The 20,218-nt window shown below is 39.5% G+C and carries 16 protein-coding genes; all 16 read right to left on the bottom strand.

Going from position 1 to position 20,218, the window contains the following annotated elements:
• Positions 1-59 precede the first annotated feature (59 nt).
• On the bottom strand, positions 60-776 hold the full coding sequence (locus FL972_RS18160; protein WP_144607410.1) for a DUF6090 family protein: 717 nt from the start codon (positions 774-776) through the stop codon (positions 60-62).
• A 16-nt stretch (positions 777-792) separates the two neighbouring features.
• On the bottom strand, positions 793-1,542 hold the full coding sequence (locus FL972_RS18155) for a DUF6090 family protein (RefSeq protein ID WP_144607409.1): 750 nt from the start codon (positions 1,540-1,542) through the stop codon (positions 793-795).
• Positions 1,535-2,242: a DUF6090 family protein gene (locus FL972_RS18150; protein WP_262710918.1), complete on the bottom strand. Its 708-nt coding sequence runs from the start codon at positions 2,240-2,242 to the stop codon at positions 1,535-1,537. The genes FL972_RS18155 and FL972_RS18150 overlap by 8 nt, the downstream gene beginning before the upstream one ends.
• Positions 2,239-2,970, bottom strand: a complete 732-nt coding sequence (locus tag FL972_RS18145) for a DUF6090 family protein (protein ID WP_144607407.1) — start codon at positions 2,968-2,970, stop codon at positions 2,239-2,241. The genes FL972_RS18150 and FL972_RS18145 overlap by 4 nt, the downstream gene beginning before the upstream one ends.
• Positions 2,971-2,975: 5 nt before the next feature.
• Positions 2,976-3,764, bottom strand: coding sequence for a DUF6090 family protein (locus tag FL972_RS18140; RefSeq protein ID WP_144607406.1), 789 nt, complete (start codon positions 3,762-3,764; stop codon positions 2,976-2,978).
• A complete protein-coding gene (locus FL972_RS19735; protein ID WP_144607405.1) occupies positions 3,761-7,018 on the bottom strand; it encodes an ATP-binding protein in 3,258 nt (1,085 codons plus the stop codon). The genes FL972_RS18140 and FL972_RS19735 overlap by 4 nt, the downstream gene beginning before the upstream one ends.
• A 597-nt stretch (positions 7,019-7,615) precedes the next feature.
• Positions 7,616-8,419, bottom strand: coding sequence for a hypothetical protein (locus FL972_RS18130; protein ID WP_144607404.1), 804 nt, complete (start codon positions 8,417-8,419; stop codon positions 7,616-7,618).
• Positions 8,420-8,857: a nuclear transport factor 2 family protein gene (locus FL972_RS18125; protein WP_144607403.1), complete on the bottom strand. Its 438-nt coding sequence runs from the start codon at positions 8,855-8,857 to the stop codon at positions 8,420-8,422.
• A complete protein-coding gene (locus FL972_RS18120) occupies positions 8,854-10,884 on the bottom strand; it encodes a S9 family peptidase (RefSeq protein WP_144607402.1) in 2,031 nt (676 codons plus the stop codon). Before FL972_RS18120 ends, FL972_RS18125 begins: the two co-directional genes overlap by 4 nt.
• An 87-nt stretch (positions 10,885-10,971) precedes the next feature.
• Positions 10,972-12,300, bottom strand: coding sequence for an APC family permease (locus FL972_RS18115; RefSeq protein ID WP_144607401.1), 1,329 nt, complete (start codon positions 12,298-12,300; stop codon positions 10,972-10,974).
• A 9-nt stretch (positions 12,301-12,309) separates the two neighbouring features.
• Positions 12,310-13,935: an arylsulfatase gene (locus FL972_RS18110; protein ID WP_144607400.1), complete on the bottom strand. Its 1,626-nt coding sequence runs from the start codon at positions 13,933-13,935 to the stop codon at positions 12,310-12,312.
• Between the two features lie 206 nt (positions 13,936-14,141).
• Complete coding sequence (locus FL972_RS18105; protein ID WP_144607399.1) at positions 14,142-14,390, bottom strand: hypothetical protein; 249 nt, start codon at positions 14,388-14,390, stop codon at positions 14,142-14,144.
• A 318-nt stretch (positions 14,391-14,708) separates the two neighbouring features.
• A complete protein-coding gene (locus FL972_RS18100) occupies positions 14,709-16,673 on the bottom strand; it encodes an adenylate/guanylate cyclase domain-containing protein (RefSeq protein ID WP_144607398.1) in 1,965 nt (654 codons plus the stop codon).
• Positions 16,663-18,051, bottom strand: a complete 1,389-nt coding sequence (locus FL972_RS18095; protein WP_144607397.1) for a sulfatase-like hydrolase/transferase — start codon at positions 18,049-18,051, stop codon at positions 16,663-16,665. Before FL972_RS18095 ends, FL972_RS18100 begins: the two co-directional genes overlap by 11 nt.
• A 5-nt stretch (positions 18,052-18,056) precedes the next feature.
• Positions 18,057-18,869 carry a peptidylprolyl isomerase gene (locus FL972_RS18090; protein WP_144607396.1) on the bottom strand — a complete coding sequence of 271 codons (813 nt, stop codon included), beginning with the start codon at positions 18,867-18,869 and terminating at the stop codon, positions 18,057-18,059.
• A gap of 26 nt (positions 18,870-18,895) precedes the next feature.
• Positions 18,896-19,957: a DUF3500 domain-containing protein gene (locus FL972_RS18085; RefSeq protein ID WP_144607395.1), complete on the bottom strand. Its 1,062-nt coding sequence runs from the start codon at positions 19,955-19,957 to the stop codon at positions 18,896-18,898.
• Positions 19,958-20,218: the final 261 nt, after the last annotated feature.

Here is a 20,218-nt window from a genome sequence, read left to right as displayed (position 1 = left end):
TCACCTAACTGAGAGGAATCGCGGATTCAAGATCAATTCCAACCTTTCTTAGGTATGTATTATTCAAGACGTTTAAGTTCTGTGTCCAGATCACTGATCATGTGTTCTACATCTTCTTTCAAATTGGCATAAAAATAATCTAAGTAGGATTTTGTTCTATTCCGGTGAGTTTTGAGAAAATAAAGGAATTCAGTGTCACTTTTTAATGCCTCAAAATCAAGTGGAATTAGCTCTCCTTCAAAATTGGATTTTGGGAAGTTGAACCCAGACTCAAACCTTCCGGGAAATATATGCCTCAATCCGTAATAGACTTCATCCAGTTCTTCTGATTCGGCTTGTAGAAAAAAGTCATATTGTGAATCATAAACTTTGACAAGTTTGGTTCGAATGTCTGGATTGGATATGATATCCAAACCTTTAGACTTAAGGGTTTCAAAGGCACTGGTGGAATGCACAAAATGAATGGGTAATAAAGTGTAGTTAAATAATGCTGCCAGAGAATCATGATATTGTCCATCATTTTCCAACAAGTCGATAAAGGTCTCTAATGCGAAAAGTGACTTTTTAAAATCATTGATATTGAGATTAATATCTTTTAAGTCGGTTTGAAACTCTGCTCTGCAGCCTTTTAGGATTTCAATTTCCTCCTTTTTTCTTTTTTGAATTTCCCCATAATTATTCAATTCAAAGGCAATAAAAATACCAATGACCAGTACAATTATCTCCAGTATATACTCTGGCCATTTTTCTTTAATTGTGGATAGGATTCGTTTCATAGCTGAAAAGGTTTAATCACCGTTTAAGTAACTCTTGGTCTATTTGTTCAATTAAAGATCTTGCCTCGATCAACGAATAGTCCATCTCACTTTTGATCTGGGAAAAAAGAAATCTCTTGAAATTACTCAGGCCCTGAAATGAAGCGGCTAATTGTGAATAATCTACTTTTACCCAGACCAGAGAATCAATTAACCAACCCTGATCGTGGTTTTCAGTAGACCCAAATGTGTATCGATCTACATAGTCAGAAACCTTGGCGCGATAATCTTCAGTAGTCCTGTTGATTTGTGTTTTTTGAAAGTCCTTTTGATTATAGAAATTCCTGATTTTACTGTTCAAAGAATCCGGCAGATAGCCCAATAATCCAAACTCTAACAAGCTATTGTAGGCGTTTCTATTATAGATAAGAGCTTCTGTCCAATTGGGATTAAACTCGAAACGGGCTATTTGAAGCAAAGTATCTATGCTTGCATTTTCATGTGCAACTCGACTACGAAAAGACTCATTGATCTCGTAATGATGTACTACTTCGGGATAGTAGGCTTGAATCATTAAAGTATCGTTGATCAAATCTGACCGAAGCGCAATCAATAGCTCTTTAATTTGACTTTGAGCTTTTCTATTTTCATTCCAATTGTTTACCTGCAGAGCTATCAATATTCCAATGACCACTAAAAATATTTCTCCAATCGCGTAAGCCAAGTAACGAGTCACTCGGTTTTGTTGGAGCAGTTTTTGGCGGATTTTGCGGAAAAGACTAATCATGGTCTAGCTCATTTCTAATTAGAAGTAAGGTTTCATTACAAAACTCCTGACTTGCGATGACTGCATCCATTTGGGTCACCAAGTAGTTCATTAAAGTCTGGTTCACATAGAATGGGTCTTTCAAGAGTTGATCTATTTCTTCCTCAGTGGGCTCATTTATATTTTTTACTTTGAGGCTTACATAATTTACTACCAATTGACCCTTTTCCTGACCGATTTTCAATTTCCGGGTCAAGTCATCGTAAGTGTTGTAGATAGATACGATTTTTCGTCTAAGCTCCGCATTAGAAATTAGGCTCAATCCATTCCCGTAAGTCAGTTCGTCCAAGGTGTTGGAATTGGGAATAAAATCTACCAGAATATTATATTGATTTAGGAAATTGGCATTTATAGAGTCTCGGTTGGCTGGCTTGCCTTCGATGTAATTTGAAAAAACAAGTTTATAGCGAACAGCAGTCTGAAGGGTGGTAGAAATTTCCTGGAGGCTAAGAGAATCCGCTTTCAAATCCTCCAAAAGGTTGGTTAAAAATGCTTTTTCCCGCTTCTTATTTTTATTTGCCTCATTCCAATTATTGATGGCCAAGGCAATTAATATCCCAATCACAACCAGGACAATTTCCCCAATAGAATAAGCCAGGTACCGAGTTACTCGATTCTCTTTGAGGAATTTTTGGCGGATTTTGCGGAAATAGGGAATCAATTTTTATTGAGATATGACATGATAGCTTGTTTTAAATCTTCATTCTTTTGAGCGAATCGTTCAATGTTTGATCGCATTATTCTCAGTTTGACCCCTGATTCAAATAAAACCTGCCTGATTTCTTCATTTTTAAATTCTTCAAAAAATCGTTCGTCATTGATCAAATCAAATTTCTGTCTATCGGTTTCAATTTGCTGACCAAAATTCAGTAGCTTTTTTTCCGCGAGAAATGGTCTTACCAGGACTTCTATGATTTCATTATGATTTAAAATAGTGAATTCCAGCCAATCAATGAGTAAATAATGATCTAAAAGAATCCTCCGCAATTCTTGATCTTTTACCTCATTGGGCAGATTGGGATTATTCTTTTTGATAATTAAAATATTTGGTTCTGAAGCCCGGATCAGGTCCAAGTTCCCGACCGCATCTTCAGGTATTTTATTTTCTGAAAGTAATATAAGGTTGTGGTGAACAGCCAGGATTTTATCTGTTCGTGACTTGATACTATCGATGCTTATCGAATCTGTTTTCAGGTTTTCCAAAGCGAAAAACAATTGCTCTCTCTCTTTTTTATGCTCCTTTCGCTCCTCATTCCAGTTATTGACCTGTAGCGCTATCAAAATCCCGATGACCACCAAGAATATCTCACCCAAAGCATAGATTAGGTATCTCGTGACTCTATTTTGGGTTAAGAGTTTCTGGCGGATTTTTCGAAAAAATGAGATCATTTTTATCAATCAACGATTTGATTTTCAATTAACTCTAAAATAGTAAGAATCTTATCTCTCAGGGTTTCTGATTCCCAATTGACTCCAATATTTATTAAAACTGCATTGGATAAAATACCTTCAACTTTTATATCATTAAGAATTTCTTTTACAGTAGGTGCATTTTTGGAGGGACTTAAGGATATTTCCTTACTATTATTTATATCCATGAGGTAGTTTAGGTTTTTTGGATTATCATAAAAATAAAGGTTTAAGTCTCGGGAAAGCCCAACTTCTATTAGAAAAGGAGCGGTGAAATTATTGTATAGTTTAACCCACTCCTCTTCCTGTTCTTTCAACTCAGTAACATAGGTTGGCCAATTAGCCAGCACCCTGCGTAATTGCTCATTTCTGATTAGTTGGATTTTTTCGGACTGGAGAATATCATTTTGAATGGGATCAAAAGTTGGAGCCATGACTATAGGACTCATTTTTTGAAAAAGAGTATCCTTGCTTACCTCAGTTTTGGAATCGATGTATTGTAAAACTTCCGTCGCACTTGATATTATATTATCTCTTAAGGCAATCTTAAGATCAATCTGCTCTAGATTTGACTCAAATTCTTCTTTGAGTTGTTTCAGAACAGTTTGCTCTTGGGTTCGCTCCAAACGATAAGTATTCCAGGTATTAATTTGCAAGGCTATTAAAATCCCAATGGTCACCAAAATAATTTCTCCAAGCGCATAAATCAGATAGCGAGTTACCCGGTTTTCTTGAAGGAGCTTTTGGCGGATTTTACGAAAAAATGAGATCATGAATCCTTTTGGATTGGAAGTGTAATTTTCATTTCCGTGCCTTTTCCTTCTTCGCTTATGACTCTCAACTCCCCTCCATGCGCTTTGATAATATCGTAAGAAAGAGAAAGCCCTAAACCAGTTCCTGAGCCTGTTGGCTTGGTAGTAAAGAAAGGCTGAAAGATTTTATCCTTGATGGAATTAGGAATACCATTTCCATTGTCTTTGACTGAAATTTCCACTCCATTTTCGTTCTTTTTGGAAGAGACGATGACTTCAGGTTGATAGCCGTTACTGCCCAGTTTTGCTTTTTCATTGACTGCATAGAATGCATTGTTGATCAGATTTAAATAAACCCGACCAATATCTTGAGCTGCAACTTTCAGCTTGGGAATACTGGAGTCAAAATCTGTTTTGAAGTTGGCCTGAAAGGATTTGTCCTTAGCGCGAAGTCCATGATAGCTAAGTCGTAAAAATTCATCTGCCAAACCATTGATGTTGGTCAATTCTTTTTCTCCGCTGCTGGACCTACTATGCTGAAGCATGCCCTTAACAATAAAATCAGCTCGTTTTCCATGTTGCTTGATTTTCGCTTCATTTTCCTTGATCGATGCGGCTATTTCTTTCACCTCATCGAGGTTTCCATTTTTGATTTCATCAAAAAGATCTTCAATCAACTCTTGGTTTAGATCCGAAAAATTATTGACAAAATTCAATGGGTTCTGAATTTCATGGGCAATTCCAGCTGTCAATTCACCCAAAGAAGCCATTTTTTCTGATTGAACCAGTTGGGCTTGTGTAGCTTTTAGGTCCTCGTAGGCTTTCTCAATTTCTCGGGCATGAGCCAATTCCTTTTCGCGATTTTTTTCTTTTTCCCGTGCCAGAATTCGATTTGTCTGAAACTTGACTATTCCATAAACCAAAAATCCGAAACTGATCAGGTAGAGCAAAAAGGCCCACCAGGTAGCATACCATGGAGGTAGAATTTTAAAGGTGTATGAAATCTCATCAGAAAATACGCTGAAGGCATTTTTAGCCCGGACCCGAAATGTATAGGTTCCGTAAGGAAGATTAGTGAATTCACGTGAAGTTTGGTCCCCCCAATTTTCCCAATCTTGATCAAAACCCTCTAAGAAAGATTGAAATTGGATTTTATCTTCTCTTACGTAAAATGGGGAAGAATAGGAAAAGGCAATACGATTCCCTTTAAAAGGAATTTCCGGTAAGTTTCCACCCAAAAACTCAGGCAAAATCATTGGACCGGTAGCTCCAGAAATGGAGTTAAAGAATAAAGGTACTGGGTAATCGATTTTATAGTTTTTATTTGGGTCTAGGCGCATTAGGCCTTCATCGGTCCCGATCCAAATTACGCCATTAGGTTCAGTATAGCCAGATGCCACCCCCGAGGCTGTGATCAAGCTTACCGGATATGTTTCTAGTTTATAGCTCCCATCAGGCTGGAGGTATGCGTACCTTTTTTCTCCTTTGAAGTCTAAAAACACATTGCCAGTCTCTCCTACGCCCAACCCATAAGTATCTAAATTGATATCTGCTACCTCATCTGAAAAACTAAAAATCTGATCTCTTTCAAACTCATTGACTTCCGTGTTAAAAAAGTAAAATCCATCTATTCCTGAAGTGTAGACTTTACCTGAAATTGGTCCCACAGCTAAGCCTGATAGGCCTCTAACCCCATCATTTTCACTATACTCTACTATTCTGGTGTTTGGGATATCTAGGTTCCCAGAAGCAGTTTCGGTAAAAATCATTCGGTATAAAATACCTGCTTGAGTTCCACCCCAAAGCTCTCCTTTTTCGTTTTCAGCCATGGAATAAACAGCTCTGGAAACGCCTGAAATGGGGCCTATATCCTGGTATTTGTAATCCCCATTGCTTCCAAGCTCTCTTTTAAATACATGTATCCCAAAGTTTCCACTCAGGAATACATAGCCATCGTGCATTTTTGATACCACCACACGGAGACTTTGAAAAGATTCGGTTTCTGGGATTACCGTAGCTTTTGATCCCCTGATTTCATAAAGACCCACACCTGTGCTCAAAATTCCATTTTTGTCATCCTGCAAATCAAAAACCTGAGTATTGGCCATTCCTTCTACTTTTTTGACGATTCCATCCTTTTTATCGATATAAAGTACCGTGGTGGAAGTGCCGATATAGAGGTTGTCATCATATGCTGAAAGAGAAAGTGCATTTCCTATTTCGTAGTTTTCCGATTGAAAGCGGGTAAGAGGTGAAAATATTTCGATTTTGGAAAGGCCATTATTGGTACCTACCCATAAATTGGCAGTATTATCTAAATGAAAGGAATAAACACTTTGATCCGGGATTGAATTTTTGATGTTGAAATGAGATTTGGTAGCCCCTTCCCGGTCGATTATGAAAAAACCTTGTCCCAAAACACTCAGTGCATAAGTGCTATCGGGAAGGGCCAATGCCTTATATAAACTTCGCTGTTGAAGCAAAGAATCAATTGATGTTGGAAAGGGTAAAAAATCCTGACCATTATATCGATAAAGTCCTCCGGCAAAAGCCCCTACCAAAAACTCACCTGAGTCATAGGGAAGCAATACCTGAACTCTGTCATTTCCTAGGAATTCACTACCTTTTATAAGTTCCAATGTCCCATTTACCTCCTTAAAAAGGCCTAAGTTCATTTGGTGGGCATAGTAAACTCCATCTAGACTAAACCCATACATAAACTCCGTATCGGGTTTCCATATTTTAAGGCTTCCGGATTCATTTCCACTTGGAGGAGTATAAACGAAAATAGCCTCTCTAGCCTGGAAATAGATTTTTCCCTTGCTTTCTCGGATTGACCAGATATCGTTAAAAATAAAATCAGCCGGGTAGCCTTTTAAAAGTGACCGTTCTTTGATTTTGCCAGTGGAATCCGAAACAACAGTTCCAAAATCCCCTAAGGCACCATAGTAAAAAGTCCCATCCGATGCCGAGAGCGTGGAGCGAATATTGGTATTGAATTCTGTGCTCGGAGAGGCTAAAAGCTCCCATGATTTTCCATCAAAAGCCTGAAGTCCAGAGCTTGTTCCTACAAAAAGTAACCCATCTTTATTTTGATTAACATTCCATACTTGTTGCCCTGCGAGACTTCTACCACCGACCACATAATTTGTATAACTAGGGACTCCCTTTGAGGCATTTATTTGTCCTACAGATGGATGGTTGAACAGGATCACCATTATCAATCCTGAAAATAATCTAGTGAGAGTACTTAAAATGCAAAGATTGATTTTCATAAGATTGATAAGTTTTTACGGACTGGGCTAGATCTGGGCAGTAGAGGTGAATAGAGTTCTATATTTCTAATTCCACCATTTTATCCAACCAAGGGAAAAGATGAACTAATAAGTATATGGAAATTCACATTTGAACTTCTTCAGAGAACTAAAAAACAGGAGTTGGTTTAGTGAATTTTAATGTTGGGTTTGCCAAAAATTCTTTAAGTCTGTGATAGTTGAAGCCTACTTAAAGTCTCTGACTAAAATACAAAAACTGCTGTTAAATACAATAATTTGTATTTGAAATTTCTATAGGAAGTTAAATAAGTTCAATTTTAATTAAGTATTTAAGTGAGTAGAATTTTACATTATCCTTTATCAGTTTTCTGTTTTTCCAATGTTCTCCAAATTCCACTTCTCAATTAAGATAATTTTTAAGGGTAAGGAGAGTAATTAGATCGGGATGAATGTGTATAAAAAGTTTCCGAAGGAATTAGATTCTTTTCCGATTAGCATTAGCCTTGGAAAAATATTTTGGCTTTACTAAAGGAGATTAAAATCTACAAGAACCAAAGTTTTTTCAGATTTTGACCTGTAAAGTGGTTTCAAAAAAAATTATTCTAAAACAAGGCTTTGAAGTAGTTCGATGAGATCGTTCAATTGTATTTTTATAATATTGAGATCATTCACCTTGCCGGTCTCATTTCCAATGAGGTATCGTAAATCTTTTTTTAAGCTTTCGTCTTGGCTTAAGGTTTCAACCACAGATTTGGCCAAATTATAATCAATGGAAATCTCGCAGTTTTTAGGCAAAGCTGTCTGATATCCATTTCTGGATTTGATGTAAATATCATTGCATTTGGCACGGATTTCTGTTTGGATCACATCAGGCATTTTACTCCTTAAATTTTCTCTGTATTTATTTTCAAGGTTGAACACGCCGGAGGATGTCCAATCGATTTCGTAGTATCGGATTAAGGCGGTTTTTAATTTTTCATTTTGAATGAGATTAATTTGCCCGGATGAAATCAATTCGGTGTATGTGGACTCTGCCGAATAAGGGTCTTGTAGTTGGCTTGCCTGATAAAAGTCCAGTAAATTTTGTAAAGGGTCTTGTTTAGCATCAGATGGATTTTCAAAAATTGCCATGGCACTTTTTCCGTGACTAATCACTTGATTCGAGTAATTTATTGTGGCCTCCATGATTGTTTTTTCCTCCAAAGCATCTTCTAAGAGTCGCCTATAATATTGATATTCTTCGTTCGAATTGATTCGGTTTTGGTTCCAGATGTTGACTTGTAGGGCGATCAGAATCCCAATTGTTACCAGTAAAATTTCTCCAATCGCATAGGCCAGATACTGTGTGAGGCGATTTTGTGAAAGAAGTTTTTGGCGGATTTTTCGTAGGAAAGAGATCATCTATTCTTTAGGTAAAGCCACAAACAATTCCGACTGTATGAGCCAATTCCCAGACTTTTTGGTCCATTGGGCGGCATAATTTCCTCCTACAACCGATTCTTCTGAGCCTTCCACAAACCCTTTCCATGTTCCACTTTCCCAAGCGAGTTGAGTTTCAGGGTTGACGATGATTTCATCGGGAGTTCTTATCCAATACATCCTTGGGCCACTTGCTTTCCTGATATATTCCAAAAGCTCAGTTTTTCCCGAAATCAAGGTTCCCGCCCCAGTGGTAATCAAAATACCGTCCGTCAAAAAAGTAGCATTGAGCTCCTCATCAAAAGCACGCAAAGCTGCATTGGATTTTGCCTTGAGCGCAAGAATCTGAGATTCTTCAGATTCTTGCGCAATAGAGCATATGGGCAATAGTATTAATATGATCCCAAGGACAAGTTTCATTTCTTGTCCCTGTAATGATTAAACCAACTCAAAATCGCTGCATTCTTACCCAATAGCATACTTGGTCTATTGACTAAGCCATGAGAGGCATTGGGAATTCTAACCATGGCAGACTCTACACCTTGAAGTTTCAGTGCTGCATAATATTGCTCAGACTCAGAGATAGGAGTTCTATAGTCGTTTTCTCCTGTTAACAGCATGGTTGGGGTTTTTACATTTCCCACGAGGGAGATTGGTGATCGTCGGTGATAGTATTCTACATCTTCCCATGGTTTTGCTCCAAACCAATATTTGGTAAAGAATACTGGATTATCTGCGTGTAATACAAAGCTGTACCAATTGATTACAGGCTTTGCAACAACGGCAGCTTTAAATCGGTCGGTCTTTCCAATAATCCAAGCAGTCAATACTCCTCCGCCTGAGCCTCCAGTCACGAATAAATTATCTGTATCGATATAGCCTTTTTCTATCACTGCGTCTACCCCGGACATTAAGTCTTCGTAATCATGATTTGGATAATCGTGGTGAATGGAATTGCCAAATTCCTGCCCATATCCCGTACTCCCTCTAGGATTGGTATAGAGCACCACATATCCTGCGGCTGCATAGGCTTGAATTTCATAGGCAAAAGAGGGTCCATACATGGCAAATGGCCCCCCGTGAATTTCCAGGATGAAAGGGTACTTTTTCGAAGGATCAAAATCCGGAGGCGTTACAATCCAGCCCTGGATTCTTTTGCCATCAAAACTGGATTCCCACCATAACTCTTCAGTTTGTCCGATTTTTCTGTAGGAGAAAAGGTCATCATTCAGGCGAGTAACCCTTGTTTTGGTTCCATTGCTCCAAATGGCTAAATCTGCCGGATGTTCTGGACCTCCTTCTGTAAATGCAATTTTATTATTGGCAGAAACAGAATAGGTTCCGGAATTGTAGGGTCTTCCCAAATCCAATCCTCCCAGCCCATCAACTATGGTTCTGACTTTGCCGGTCAGGGCTACATAACCCACTTTGGTATCGCCAAACTCATCATATTGAAAATAGATGCCTTGTCCATTGGCATCCCATTGAGGATTGGAGGCGTCCCTATCCAGGTCTTCCGTTAAATTTTTCACACCGCTGCCATCAGTATTCATCACGTATAGGTGAGTGACCTGATATCCCTGAAAAGTGTCATTGTTCCCTGTGTAGGCAATCTTTTTCCCATCAGGAGAGAGCACCGGGCCAGAGTCAGGACCAAATCGGTTAGTCAATGCTTTGATACTTCCATCAGTTAAGCTCAGTTGATAGATTTCTGAATTAGCTGGTTCAAACTCTGCATTCTCTCTCAGATTGGCGGAGAAGAACAAAGAATTCCCATCTTTCGCCCAAATTGGGCTGCCATAATTGTGATCATCCGAAGTCCATTGTCTGGCAGTGCCCCCGGCTAAACCAATGGTGAAAATCTGTCTGTTTCCAGGCTTTACATAGCCAGCTCCATCTCTCCTGTAGACCATTTCGTCAATGTAGATCGGAGCCGCGTTCCAGTCCGCCCCCGCAGGTTTTGATGGGATGTTGAGTAGTGATTTTGGAGTGGAAGGAACAAACTGGGTGAAGGCCAAACTTTGATTGTCGTAAGACCAAGAGACAGAGCCCGGAGGAACAGCCGAATTGGTCAGGGCAACGGAGGTTTGGGTATCAAAGTAATGGACGAAAAGCTTGGTCTTGTCATCTTGTTGATTTGAAAGAAATGCAAGCTTGGTTCCATCATGAGACCATACAGGAGCGTAGTCCCGCTGATTTCCCTGAGTGATGGGACGGTTCTGACTTCCATCGCTATTGACAATCCAAAGGTTTGAATAGTCTCTGTCAGTCATGATATCCTTAAAATTACGGACATATACCACTTTGCTTCCATCCGGGGATATAGTGGGCTCAGTGACATATTCCATATCGAAAAGGTCCAGTGGCTGAAGGGCTGTCTTTACCTGAGCCTCTACTTGGGCAATCATTCCCAGACAAATAATCCAGAGTAAGAGTGTTTTTTTCATGTGTTTATAATTTAAATTTTTAGGACAAATGGAATCTTCGCATGGATTTAATACATTCTTGCTGGTTGCCTTTGTCCCTGCTCGATTTTATATGTTCTTTTTGATAGTTCTCAATTTTTTATTCTTAAAAATAGCAACAGGAATATAGAGTAAAATTAAAACTAGGATAAATATCCCCAGTGCCAGTAGCTCTTTGTTAGTTAATTGAAAGAACACCCAAGCCAAAGCTATAAGTGTGATAAGGCCTATCAGATTTCCTCCGGGAACCTTGAAAATTTTCGGGTCTTGATTTTTGCTATTCCATCGAAGTTTGAGAAAAGCCAAAACTGCCCCAAAATAGATAAGTAAGGAAGATCCTGTCACTAGCACCAGCAAATATCTAAAGCTCCCTGAAGCAGCAAACCCAAACTCCAGAAAACCCAGAAAAACTATCGCCACAAAAGGGCTTCTATAAGTTGGGTGAATCTTGGAAAAGACATCGGGTAATAAGCCGTCTTTGGCTCCTGCATAAAGAACTCTAGGAAGCAATGTCAAAATAGAGCTGAGCGTACTCCAAACGGCAATAAAAGAAAGGGCTAAGACTATTAAAAAGCCTACTTCACCGAAAAGAGCTTTTGCCAATTCAGCCAAAGGAGCCTCTTGATTGCTAAGCATGGAAGTGCCCAATACACCTTGTGCGGCAAGATGGATGGCACAAAATGCAAGAATCACCAATACAATACCGATAATGAAACCTAAAGGGCCTGTTCGGCTGGGATTTTTCATTTCCCCTCCTGAAGCCAAGGCTAGCTCTCCGCCCAGGAAAGCAAAAATCAAAAGAATGGAAGCCTCTCCGATTTTCCCAAATTCGGGGAATCCCTGCCAGGCGATATTGGCAGGATCAATTCTTGTCAAACCAAAAATCACCAATAACATTAATGAAAGGACTTTGGTCCAAGTCAAAACTTTGATGAAAAGCATACTGTCTTTGATTCCTTTGATATTGAGAAAGCAGCTGAAAATGATAATGGCTCCAAAAAAAGTGATTCTAACCCAAGTCAGCTGGAAAACGGGAAAATAGGTTCCTGCTATGTCTGCCAAAGCATTCATCAAAGCGCCACAAGCCAAGACACCTACTCCCAGCCAATAGAGAATATTTGAGATAAATCCTGCCATAGGCCCAAATGCTCTTTGGATATACACGTACATCCCTCCGGTGTCGGGAATTCTGCTACTCAGCTCGCCGAAACATAGTCCTAAGCAGAGAAATATCAGCCCACAAAAAATGTAGGCCAGTATACTGGAAGGGCCCAAAATTACATAGACCAGAGCGGGCAAAAGAAATATCCCACTGCCTATGGAAATACTTAAAACATTGGTGATGACGCCCATCAAACCCAGTTCTCGTTTCAGTTCTCCTGATTTAATTTCTGACATAGCGTTGACTTATTTTTTGGGTTGGGGAGTTGGAGTTTGTACGCCAACCTTTTTTGACCAAGTATCCCAGTCTTTTAAAAGCTCTAAGTATTTTTCTGGAAATGTGTTTTTCAGGTCATTTTGCTCGATTAGATCATTTTCAAGGTCATATAGACCAAAATTTTCCCTTTCGAAAGGAGTTTTTAAATTCAAAAGCTTCCATTTTCCTTTTCGGAGCATTGCATAGCCCCTATGCTCCAAAGCGAAAACATAAGTGGAATCATGAGCTTCTGACTTTTCATTTTTTAGGATAGGAAGAATAGATTCCCCTACGGGTTTTTGCACAGCTTTCTCCTGAAATTGATCCGGGTATGTGATGCCGGCCAAATCATAAATAGTTGGGGCGATATCCATGACGCTTAGGAAGGAGTCATGGATTTTTCCTTTGACACTAACAGCGCTCCCTGAGATGATTAAAGGAGCAACCATTCCGCCCTCACTGGTAAAGCCCTTATAGAGATAAAAAGGAGAGCTTCCTGCCTCTGCCCATTGCGGGCCATAGGAAATAAAGGAGTTTTCTTTTCCCATTTGGGAATATTCGTCTGTATACAGTCCTTTCAAAAATGGTCCAAAATATTCCGAATAGAAAAAATCTTCTCCAGCAGCTCCATTATCAGTCATGAAAATGATTAGAGTGTTTTCATAGGCTCCTTTTTCCTTCAAAAAACAGAAAAGTCGACCAATATTTTCATCCAAATTATCCACCATTCCTGCATAAAGCTCCATTTTTCGGGCCTCTATTTTTTGTTCCTCAGCACTCAATGAGTTCCAAGGTTTGATAGCAGGGTGGAGTGGAGGAAGTTGGGAATTGCTTGGAATCATTCCCGCTTCTTTGAGGGACTCCAATCTATCAGCTCTTAATTGTTCATATCCCGCATCGAATTTTCCTTGGTATTTTTTCCAGTATTTTTCATCTACTTGAAGAGGCCAGTGGGGAGAGGTAAAGGTTGCAAAAGCAAAAAAGGGCTGTTGATCATCCAAATTGGAGGAAATATATTCCAGAAGTTTATCCGTGTATAAGTCAGTGGAATAGGCTCCCTCTGGCCAATTTGTTTCAACGCCGTTTTCAGTAAAAATGGATTCGGGAGTTTCCGGAAATATCCCACGCGAACTATAATGATTGGCCCCGCCTTCCAAGGTGACAAAGGAATTTTCAAAACCCTTGTTGGCAGGATTAGCTTCTTCCGTCAAGCCTAAATGCCATTTGCCAGCTATGTAGGTGTGATATCCTGCTTCTTGGAGCAAAGCAGGAATAGGAATGACTCGGTCACTGAGTTTGCCTTCATATCCGGGGACATCACTGACCAAATCCTGTGAACCCATTCCTGCCACATGACTGTAATTTCCGGTCAATAGCATAGCTCTTGTGACAGCACAAAAAGGGGCTGTATGAAAGCGACTGAATCGAATTCCTTCAGCAGAAAGTTGATCCAAATTTGGCGTTTCTATATTTCCTCCAAAGGATCCTAAGTCTGTATAACCTAAATCATCGGCAACAATCAAAAGGATATTTGGGGGCTTTTTTTGAGGAGCCTCATCTTTTCTTGAACAGGAAAAAATAAGAAAAAACAAAAATAAATACAGAGTCGCTCTCATTCAGGATATTATATTCTGTCAGAAGATAAGCATTTCTTATAAAAATCAGCTAATTAGGTTGATCTCCTGTTATATAGAAGTTTTCAGATCCTAATTGGAAAATGGTATGAATAAAAAAACTTCCCCAATTTAAGGAAGCAAAAACCAGAGTTAAACTGGCATGTTTTGCTCTATTGGGGAAGCTTTTACGGAAGTTATTTAAAGGCTTAGGCCCTTACTCTGTTGGGAGCCCAGCTGGCACACATCATACCCGGAGCAGCGTGTTGTGGATTAGCACAATCCTCTCTTTCGTATCTCAAACAGGTAGTGCAATTTCTATCATCTTTCAGCGCTGCCTTCATTTCAAATTGATCGCAGGTATAGTTGCCTGAAACTTCTACACCATGGACTTTACATACTTTGTCAGCTTTTAAATTTTCACAGTTCTGACAATTATTTCCTAATCTGATAGCCATAATAGTTTTGTTTAGTTTAAATTCTAATCTAATAGGCTGTTTGCATAGAATCAATTTAAATAGCTGTAAATCAATTAATTGTAATTAGACTGATTTGAAATAAGAAAAAGTTAGAACTTTTTGGAAGGCTTTTGGTTTTGGCTATTTTTATCCTTCTATGTCTGGTTTTCTGCCAGTTAGTAAAAAATATGGCTAAGAGTCAGCTTACGAAAGACTAGGGTATCCAAGCAATTCGCTAAAGAGTAAATGAGCAGATAGGCAAAAAATCCATCAATTATTGAAAAGATTGCTTAATCATTGATATTCAGGTGGATTCCTTTATTTGATGCTTTGCAATTGAATATCGTGAAATTTTTGAAGTTGATTTTTCATTGGTTCAACGTACCACATGTCTAATAAGCCCTTTCCTTTTACTTGTACTTTTCCTCTATGCTCAAAACATAGCTTTGTATCGTCTTTGATGAGATTATAAGTGAGTTCCGAGATGTTGATTTTATTGAGTCCGCAGCAAGCTTCCATTCGCTGGGCTGTATTTACTGTATCTCCCCAGATGTCATACTGAAATTTTTTGATGCCCACTATACCTGCTACCACAGGTCCCGTGTTTATACCTATCCGCATATCAAATTTGGCTTTGGAGGGAATGGATGGATCAAAGTTTCTTTGATTGATAAAGTTTTTGACTTTAATAGCAGCCTTGATTACATCATGTACATTGGATTGATTATTCAATCCCCCGGCTGCCAAATAGGCGTCTCCAATGGTTTTGATTTTTTCCAATCCAAACTCTTCCATGATCAAATCGAAAGCCTTGAAGCAGATATTTAGTTCATATACCAATTCCTTGGCGGTGAGGTGCTGAGCCTTTTTGGTAAAGTCAGCAAAATCTGTAAAAATGACTGTGACTTCTTCAAAATCCCGGGCTTCTGAATTTCCCTTTTCTTTTAACTCCTCAGCAACTTTAGCCGGTAGAATATTCAGTAATAATTTATCTGATCTTTCCTTTTCACGCTGAATGATTAAACTTGATTTTTTCACAAACTTGTATCTTCTCCACCAGCCGATTGCTAACACCAAAAAGAGAACACCACTTACCATAAAAATGATGCGCTGATTTCTTGCGACCTTCAGTTGCTCGTCAAATAACAAGGCACTTTCCCTCCTTTCCTGTTCATTTTGAATACTGTCTAAAAGTTGCTGTTTGGCAAATTCATAGTTGAGTTTCATTTGGGTGATTCCCTTAGTATTAGATTCATTCAGAATGCTGTCCTTGAGCTGAGTGGCTTTTTTAAGATAATCGAGCTCTGCTCTGTAATCTCCCCGCTGTTCGGCAATTTCCATCAGTCTTTCATAGGCCATTCTAATGACTTTGACTTCAGAGGCAGATTGAGCATTTTCCAGGGATTTTTCAGCATGAAATTGAGCCTGGCGCAGACTTTCTTTTTCTAGATAGAGGCTAGCTAGTCTATTGTGAGTGTAAGCAAGGCCTCTGGAATACCCTAAAGAGTCCCGTATTTCCAAGGCATGTAATAATGTTTCTTCAGCGAGATCCAACTCTCCTTTCATCGCATAATTATTCCCCAAATTGCTCAGAGATAATCCTATGGAATAGGGGCTATTGCTTTCATAGGCTTTTTCTAAAGCCATCTGGTGGTAATAAATAGCAGAATCCAGTGGACCGGTATGCTCAAAAATGATGGCTAAATTATTTAGGCTAGAGTGAATTCTTTGAGGGTCTCCTTGAGATTTTTCTAAGGCCATTGATTTTCTGGCGTGGAAAAAGGCTTCTTCATAATCATGCTGATCATAATAAACCAAGCTCATATTATTATGTACACTTGCCAGCCCTAATGAGTCATCCTTGGCCTCATACATATTTAATGCAATGAGGTGGTTTTCTATGGATTTTTCTATATCTCCAAAAAATGCATAAATACCAGCCACAAAAGTGTGTGCTCGAGCTTTTTCTCTATCAAGTCCAGCCTCCTGGAGTTTGGGAATCAGATCCTCTATGGGCTTAGGATTATAGGTTGAGGGTTCATATTCCTGTTTGGCCATAATTTTGTAAAACTCACTTTTGATCTGGCCAGTTGAATAGTCCAGCTCCTTGCTGATTTCTAATGCCTTTTCGGCACATTTGATGGCCTCCAGATAATTATAGTCCCCATATTGCTGATAAGAGAGCTCGCAAAGGCTGTCGATTTGGGCAACAATTTGCCCTTGCCCCCTTGCTACAAAGCAGCTGATTAAAAATATCCATATGAAGTGAAATCTAATTTTCACCTTTTTGTCTTTTTTGTTTCAAATACTCATAATGGCTATTATCGGAAGGACTTCTGACGATTTTACTTTCCGGTAATGGCCTTAACTGCTGAACTGCCAAATCCATAGCTCGCATCATTTGAGCTAGCTTTTCCGGGTTTTCCCTTGCTAGATTTTGGGTTTCTCCCGGATCAGATTTTAAATTGAATAACAAGGTGTCATGGGGAGCTACAGCTTTCATTCCCGGACTTCCCTGATATCCCACAAAAGGCCTCTTCACTTTCCATCCTTCCTCCTGATAGGCTCTTTGATCTGCTCCCATGTAGTATAGAAATTCGTTCCCCTCCCGGGTTCCGTTTTCAAATAAAACCGTGCTAAGGTCTCTTCCGTCAATGGCTCTATCTTGTGGAATTTCGGCACCAACTATTTTACAAAAGGTAGGAAACCAATCCATTTGAGTGGCCAAGTCTTCATATACCTGGCCGGGTGCAATTTTGCCTTTCCACATCGCTAGGGTAGGAACCCTAACTCCCCCTTCAAAAGTGTATTGCTTACCTTCCCGAAGTGGTCCTGCCGAACCTCCATGATCTTCCATAACCAGCCATGGACCATTATCGGAAGAGAAAATCACCAATGTGTTTTCCATCAGCCCTTTTTCTTCCAACTTCCTCAAAATCTCCCCAACACTCCAGTCTATTTCTTGAATCACATCTCCATACAAGCCCCTTTTGGAACTTCCTTCAAACTCCGGAGAAGCGTAAATGGGCACATGGGGCATGTTGTGAGCCAGATAGAGCAAGAATGGGTTTTCTCCAGCGTCTTCGATGAATTGCAGGGATTTCTCGGTGTAGGTCTTGGTCGTAAACCGCTGATTAACTTGAATCGAGTCCAATTCAAAATCTTTGAGATAGACTACCGACTCCATATCATTGCTGTAAGGGATGCCGTAATAACTGTCAAAACCCTGGTTCAAGGGTAGAAACTTTTCCATGTGCCCCAAATGCCATTTTCCCACAATGCCTGTTCGGTAGCCTTTCTCTTTTAAAATCTCTGCAAAAGTGATCTCCTCCTGATCCATTCCGGTGAAGCTTTCCGGGAAAAAAACTGAGTTGATACCCATTCTCTGAGGCATTCTCCCCGTTAAAAGTCCGGCTCGGGAAGGACTGCAAACAGGAGAGGCAGAGAGAAACGAGGTGAATTTGATCCCCTCTTTTGCCATTCTGTCGATATGGGGAGTCGTGATATCTGTAGCTCCGAAGCAACCTAGATCGCCGTAGCCTAAGTCGTCCGTGAAAATAAAGACGATATTAGGAAGCTCGCTTTTTTGTTCGGTAGGGAGCGTCTCCTTACAGGCAAAAAATAGCAGTGAAAAACAGAAAATCAGACTGGATTTTTTCATGTCTTCTAAGGATTAGGCGGGTTTAACCAAGTCATTTTGAGGATGTATACATTTTCTTTCGGCCGATCCCTGGAGTCAGTTGCGACAGTAGCAATTGCATCTATCACCTCCATGCCTGAGATGGTTTGCCCAAATACTGTATAGTTTTGATCCAAATGAGGGGTTCCACCAATCTCTTGGTAAATTTTCCTATGATGCTCTGGAATCGTGTATGAATCAAAATCTTGAGTTTTTATTCTGCTTTCCCATCGACTTGCCAATTCAGCTCTCAGTAAACTATCTTTGGACTCTCTGGCCAGTTCAATAGAGTCGAGCAAGCTTTTGTTATTGGGATTATTGACAGCAAAGTGTCTTTGTAAAAAGGAATTGATTCTTCCTTCATTTTGTGTTAAGAGACTGTCATTTTGGACTTTTCCCTGAACCAAATAAAACTGTGTACTGCTGGAAGCCCTCGCAGGATTATTGGTTCTGGCAGCTCCCAGCGCTCCTTTTTGATGAAAGAGTCCAGGCTGGATTTCTGCCGGAATTTGGTAAGGCAAGTCTGCGCTTCCTAATGGGTCTCCTAAAACAGCTTCTTTGCTTTTGATATCTCCTGCCTGAACCATGAAGTTCTCAATCACCCGGTGAAACAAGAGGCTGTCATAGACCTTGTCTTGAACCAATTTCAAAAAATTATCCCGGTGAAGCGGAGTTTCATGAAAGAGTTCGACTACGATCTGGCCATAGCTAGTTTGGATTTCTACCTGTGGCCTGAGTTGAGCCTTGACAGCAAACACTGTCAATGAAAATACAAGAATTAAAAATGCTCCTTTTTTCATAACATTTTTGAATTGTCGAATTTGGCTTACAGATGATGAGCCATTCGGTGTTTTTTCAATATGTCTTCCCCAAAATCATTGCCTTTTTCCCTCCAAATGGTGTGGATATGGTTGGCATTATCCAGGAATCCAACATTATCATATTCTATCAGAAAATCCGGACTATGGATCATGTAATAATGCGGTTTCATGGGCTCATAACTTCCGATCCAGGCAAAATAAATTTGGTCCATACCTGCACTATGTAGTTTTTGCAGGTATTCCTCGGATTTTTCATGTTCTAGATTGGCTATATATTCTTCTATCAAGTAGTGTAATATCTGTTGCTGGGCTTCTGACATTTCGGAGCCTTTGATTCCCTGATATTCTTCTAGCCACTGCGGCCTTCCAGGGCTGGTGATGATATCACCGGGAACCTCCAAGGCTAGTGTTGCTTTGGCTTTTTGCTCATCATTGAGTGTATTCACCAGCCAAAAGCCATAATCTTCTTCCTTGCTCAAGGGTCTAAGCCCTGCATATTGGGTATTTTCTACCACTGCTGGATCCGAACCGAGGAATAAAGGAGTCATTGAAAAATTATCTCCTGATACAGTTAAGTTCAGGGAAATATGATGCCCTTCAAATTTTAAGCCCCAAACAAGGTCCCTTTGCGGATTGCCCGAAATCGCAATAAAATAGTTGCCATAATCCCAGTTGAGACCGCGTATCATTTTTATAGAGTTTTCATTGATAGCCCCCTCCTGGTATTTTATTTCAAAAAGTTCATGAAGTATATCATCCAATTGCATGATGGCGAAAGTTTTGAGATATCCTTGGGAACTGAGGATTTCACTCAAAATCTGATGAAAGGCAATTTTGCTCTTGTCAGATAGCTCGCCGAAGGCCAATCCATTTCTTGGAGCCAATCCTAGAGGGAGGTTTGTCCAGTTAATTCTTGCGCTGTCGATAAAGGCTATGCTGATTTGCTGCCTTTGTTTGCTTTCTAAAGTATTTAAAAATTCATTGGTCTTAGTTTGAATAGATGAACTAGACTGGCCGTAAAGATTGGGAGCAACCAAAAGCACCAAGAAAAAGAAGCAGTATTTCATAGAAATTATTTTTTGAAAAGAGTCAGATAAATGAGGACTCTGAAAAACTAACTGAGAATGGGAGGTCTCAGAACCGAAATCAATATACCAATTCAGCTAATTATTAGTTGGGCTCAGCTGATGAAAAGAGGTCAATCATAAAAACCTGTGGAGGAAAATTTTTGACCCTTAGGTAATTTACTTGAAAAAATTCAAAAAATCTAATAAATGTTCTATTAAAACTGCTGTTTGAATAATAAAAAATGGACTTGAAAGGCGCAA

It is taken from the genome of Algoriphagus algorifonticola (genome assembly GCF_007655305.1).
Taxonomy (GTDB): Bacteria; Bacteroidota; Bacteroidia; order Cytophagales; family Cyclobacteriaceae; genus Algoriphagus; species Algoriphagus algorifonticola.
Note: the sequence above shows the minus strand (reverse complement) of the source record. Positions and strands in the feature narration are given on the sequence as shown.

Excerpts from the sequence above, each read along its gene's own strand:
- FL972_RS18155 (WP_144607409.1), bottom strand. The coding sequence starts at position 1,542 with ATGATTAGTCTTTTCCGCAAAATCCGCCAAAAACTGCTCCAACAAAAC.
- FL972_RS18120 (WP_144607402.1), bottom strand. The coding sequence starts at position 10,884 with ATGAAAAAAACACTCTTACTCTGGATTATTTGTCTGGGAATGATTGCC.
- FL972_RS18145 (WP_144607407.1), bottom strand. The coding sequence starts at position 2,970 with ATGATCTCATTTTTTCGAAAAATCCGCCAGAAACTCTTAACCCAAAAT.
- FL972_RS18140 (WP_144607406.1), bottom strand. The coding sequence starts at position 3,764 with ATGATCTCATTTTTTCGTAAAATCCGCCAAAAGCTCCTTCAAGAAAAC.
- FL972_RS18125 (WP_144607403.1), bottom strand. The coding sequence starts at position 8,857 with ATGAAACTTGTCCTTGGGATCATATTAATACTATTGCCCATATGCTCT.
- FL972_RS18095 (WP_144607397.1), bottom strand. The coding sequence starts at position 18,051 with ATGAAAAAATCCAGTCTGATTTTCTGTTTTTCACTGCTATTTTTTGCC.
- FL972_RS18090 (WP_144607396.1), bottom strand. The coding sequence starts at position 18,869 with ATGAAAAAAGGAGCATTTTTAATTCTTGTATTTTCATTGACAGTGTTT.
- FL972_RS18115 (WP_144607401.1), bottom strand. The coding sequence starts at position 12,300 with ATGTCAGAAATTAAATCAGGAGAACTGAAACGAGAACTGGGTTTGATG.
- FL972_RS19735 (WP_144607405.1), bottom strand. The coding sequence starts at position 7,018 with ATGAAAATCAATCTTTGCATTTTAAGTACTCTCACTAGATTATTTTCA.
- FL972_RS18160 (WP_144607410.1), bottom strand. The coding sequence starts at position 776 with ATGAAACGAATCCTATCCACAATTAAAGAAAAATGGCCAGAGTATATA.
- FL972_RS18110 (WP_144607400.1), bottom strand. The coding sequence starts at position 13,935 with ATGAGAGCGACTCTGTATTTATTTTTGTTTTTTCTTATTTTTTCCTGT.
- FL972_RS18130 (WP_144607404.1), bottom strand. The coding sequence starts at position 8,419 with ATGATCTCTTTCCTACGAAAAATCCGCCAAAAACTTCTTTCACAAAAT.
- FL972_RS18085 (WP_144607395.1), bottom strand. The coding sequence starts at position 19,957 with ATGAAATACTGCTTCTTTTTCTTGGTGCTTTTGGTTGCTCCCAATCTT.
- FL972_RS18105 (WP_144607399.1), bottom strand. The coding sequence starts at position 14,390 with ATGGCTATCAGATTAGGAAATAATTGTCAGAACTGTGAAAATTTAAAA.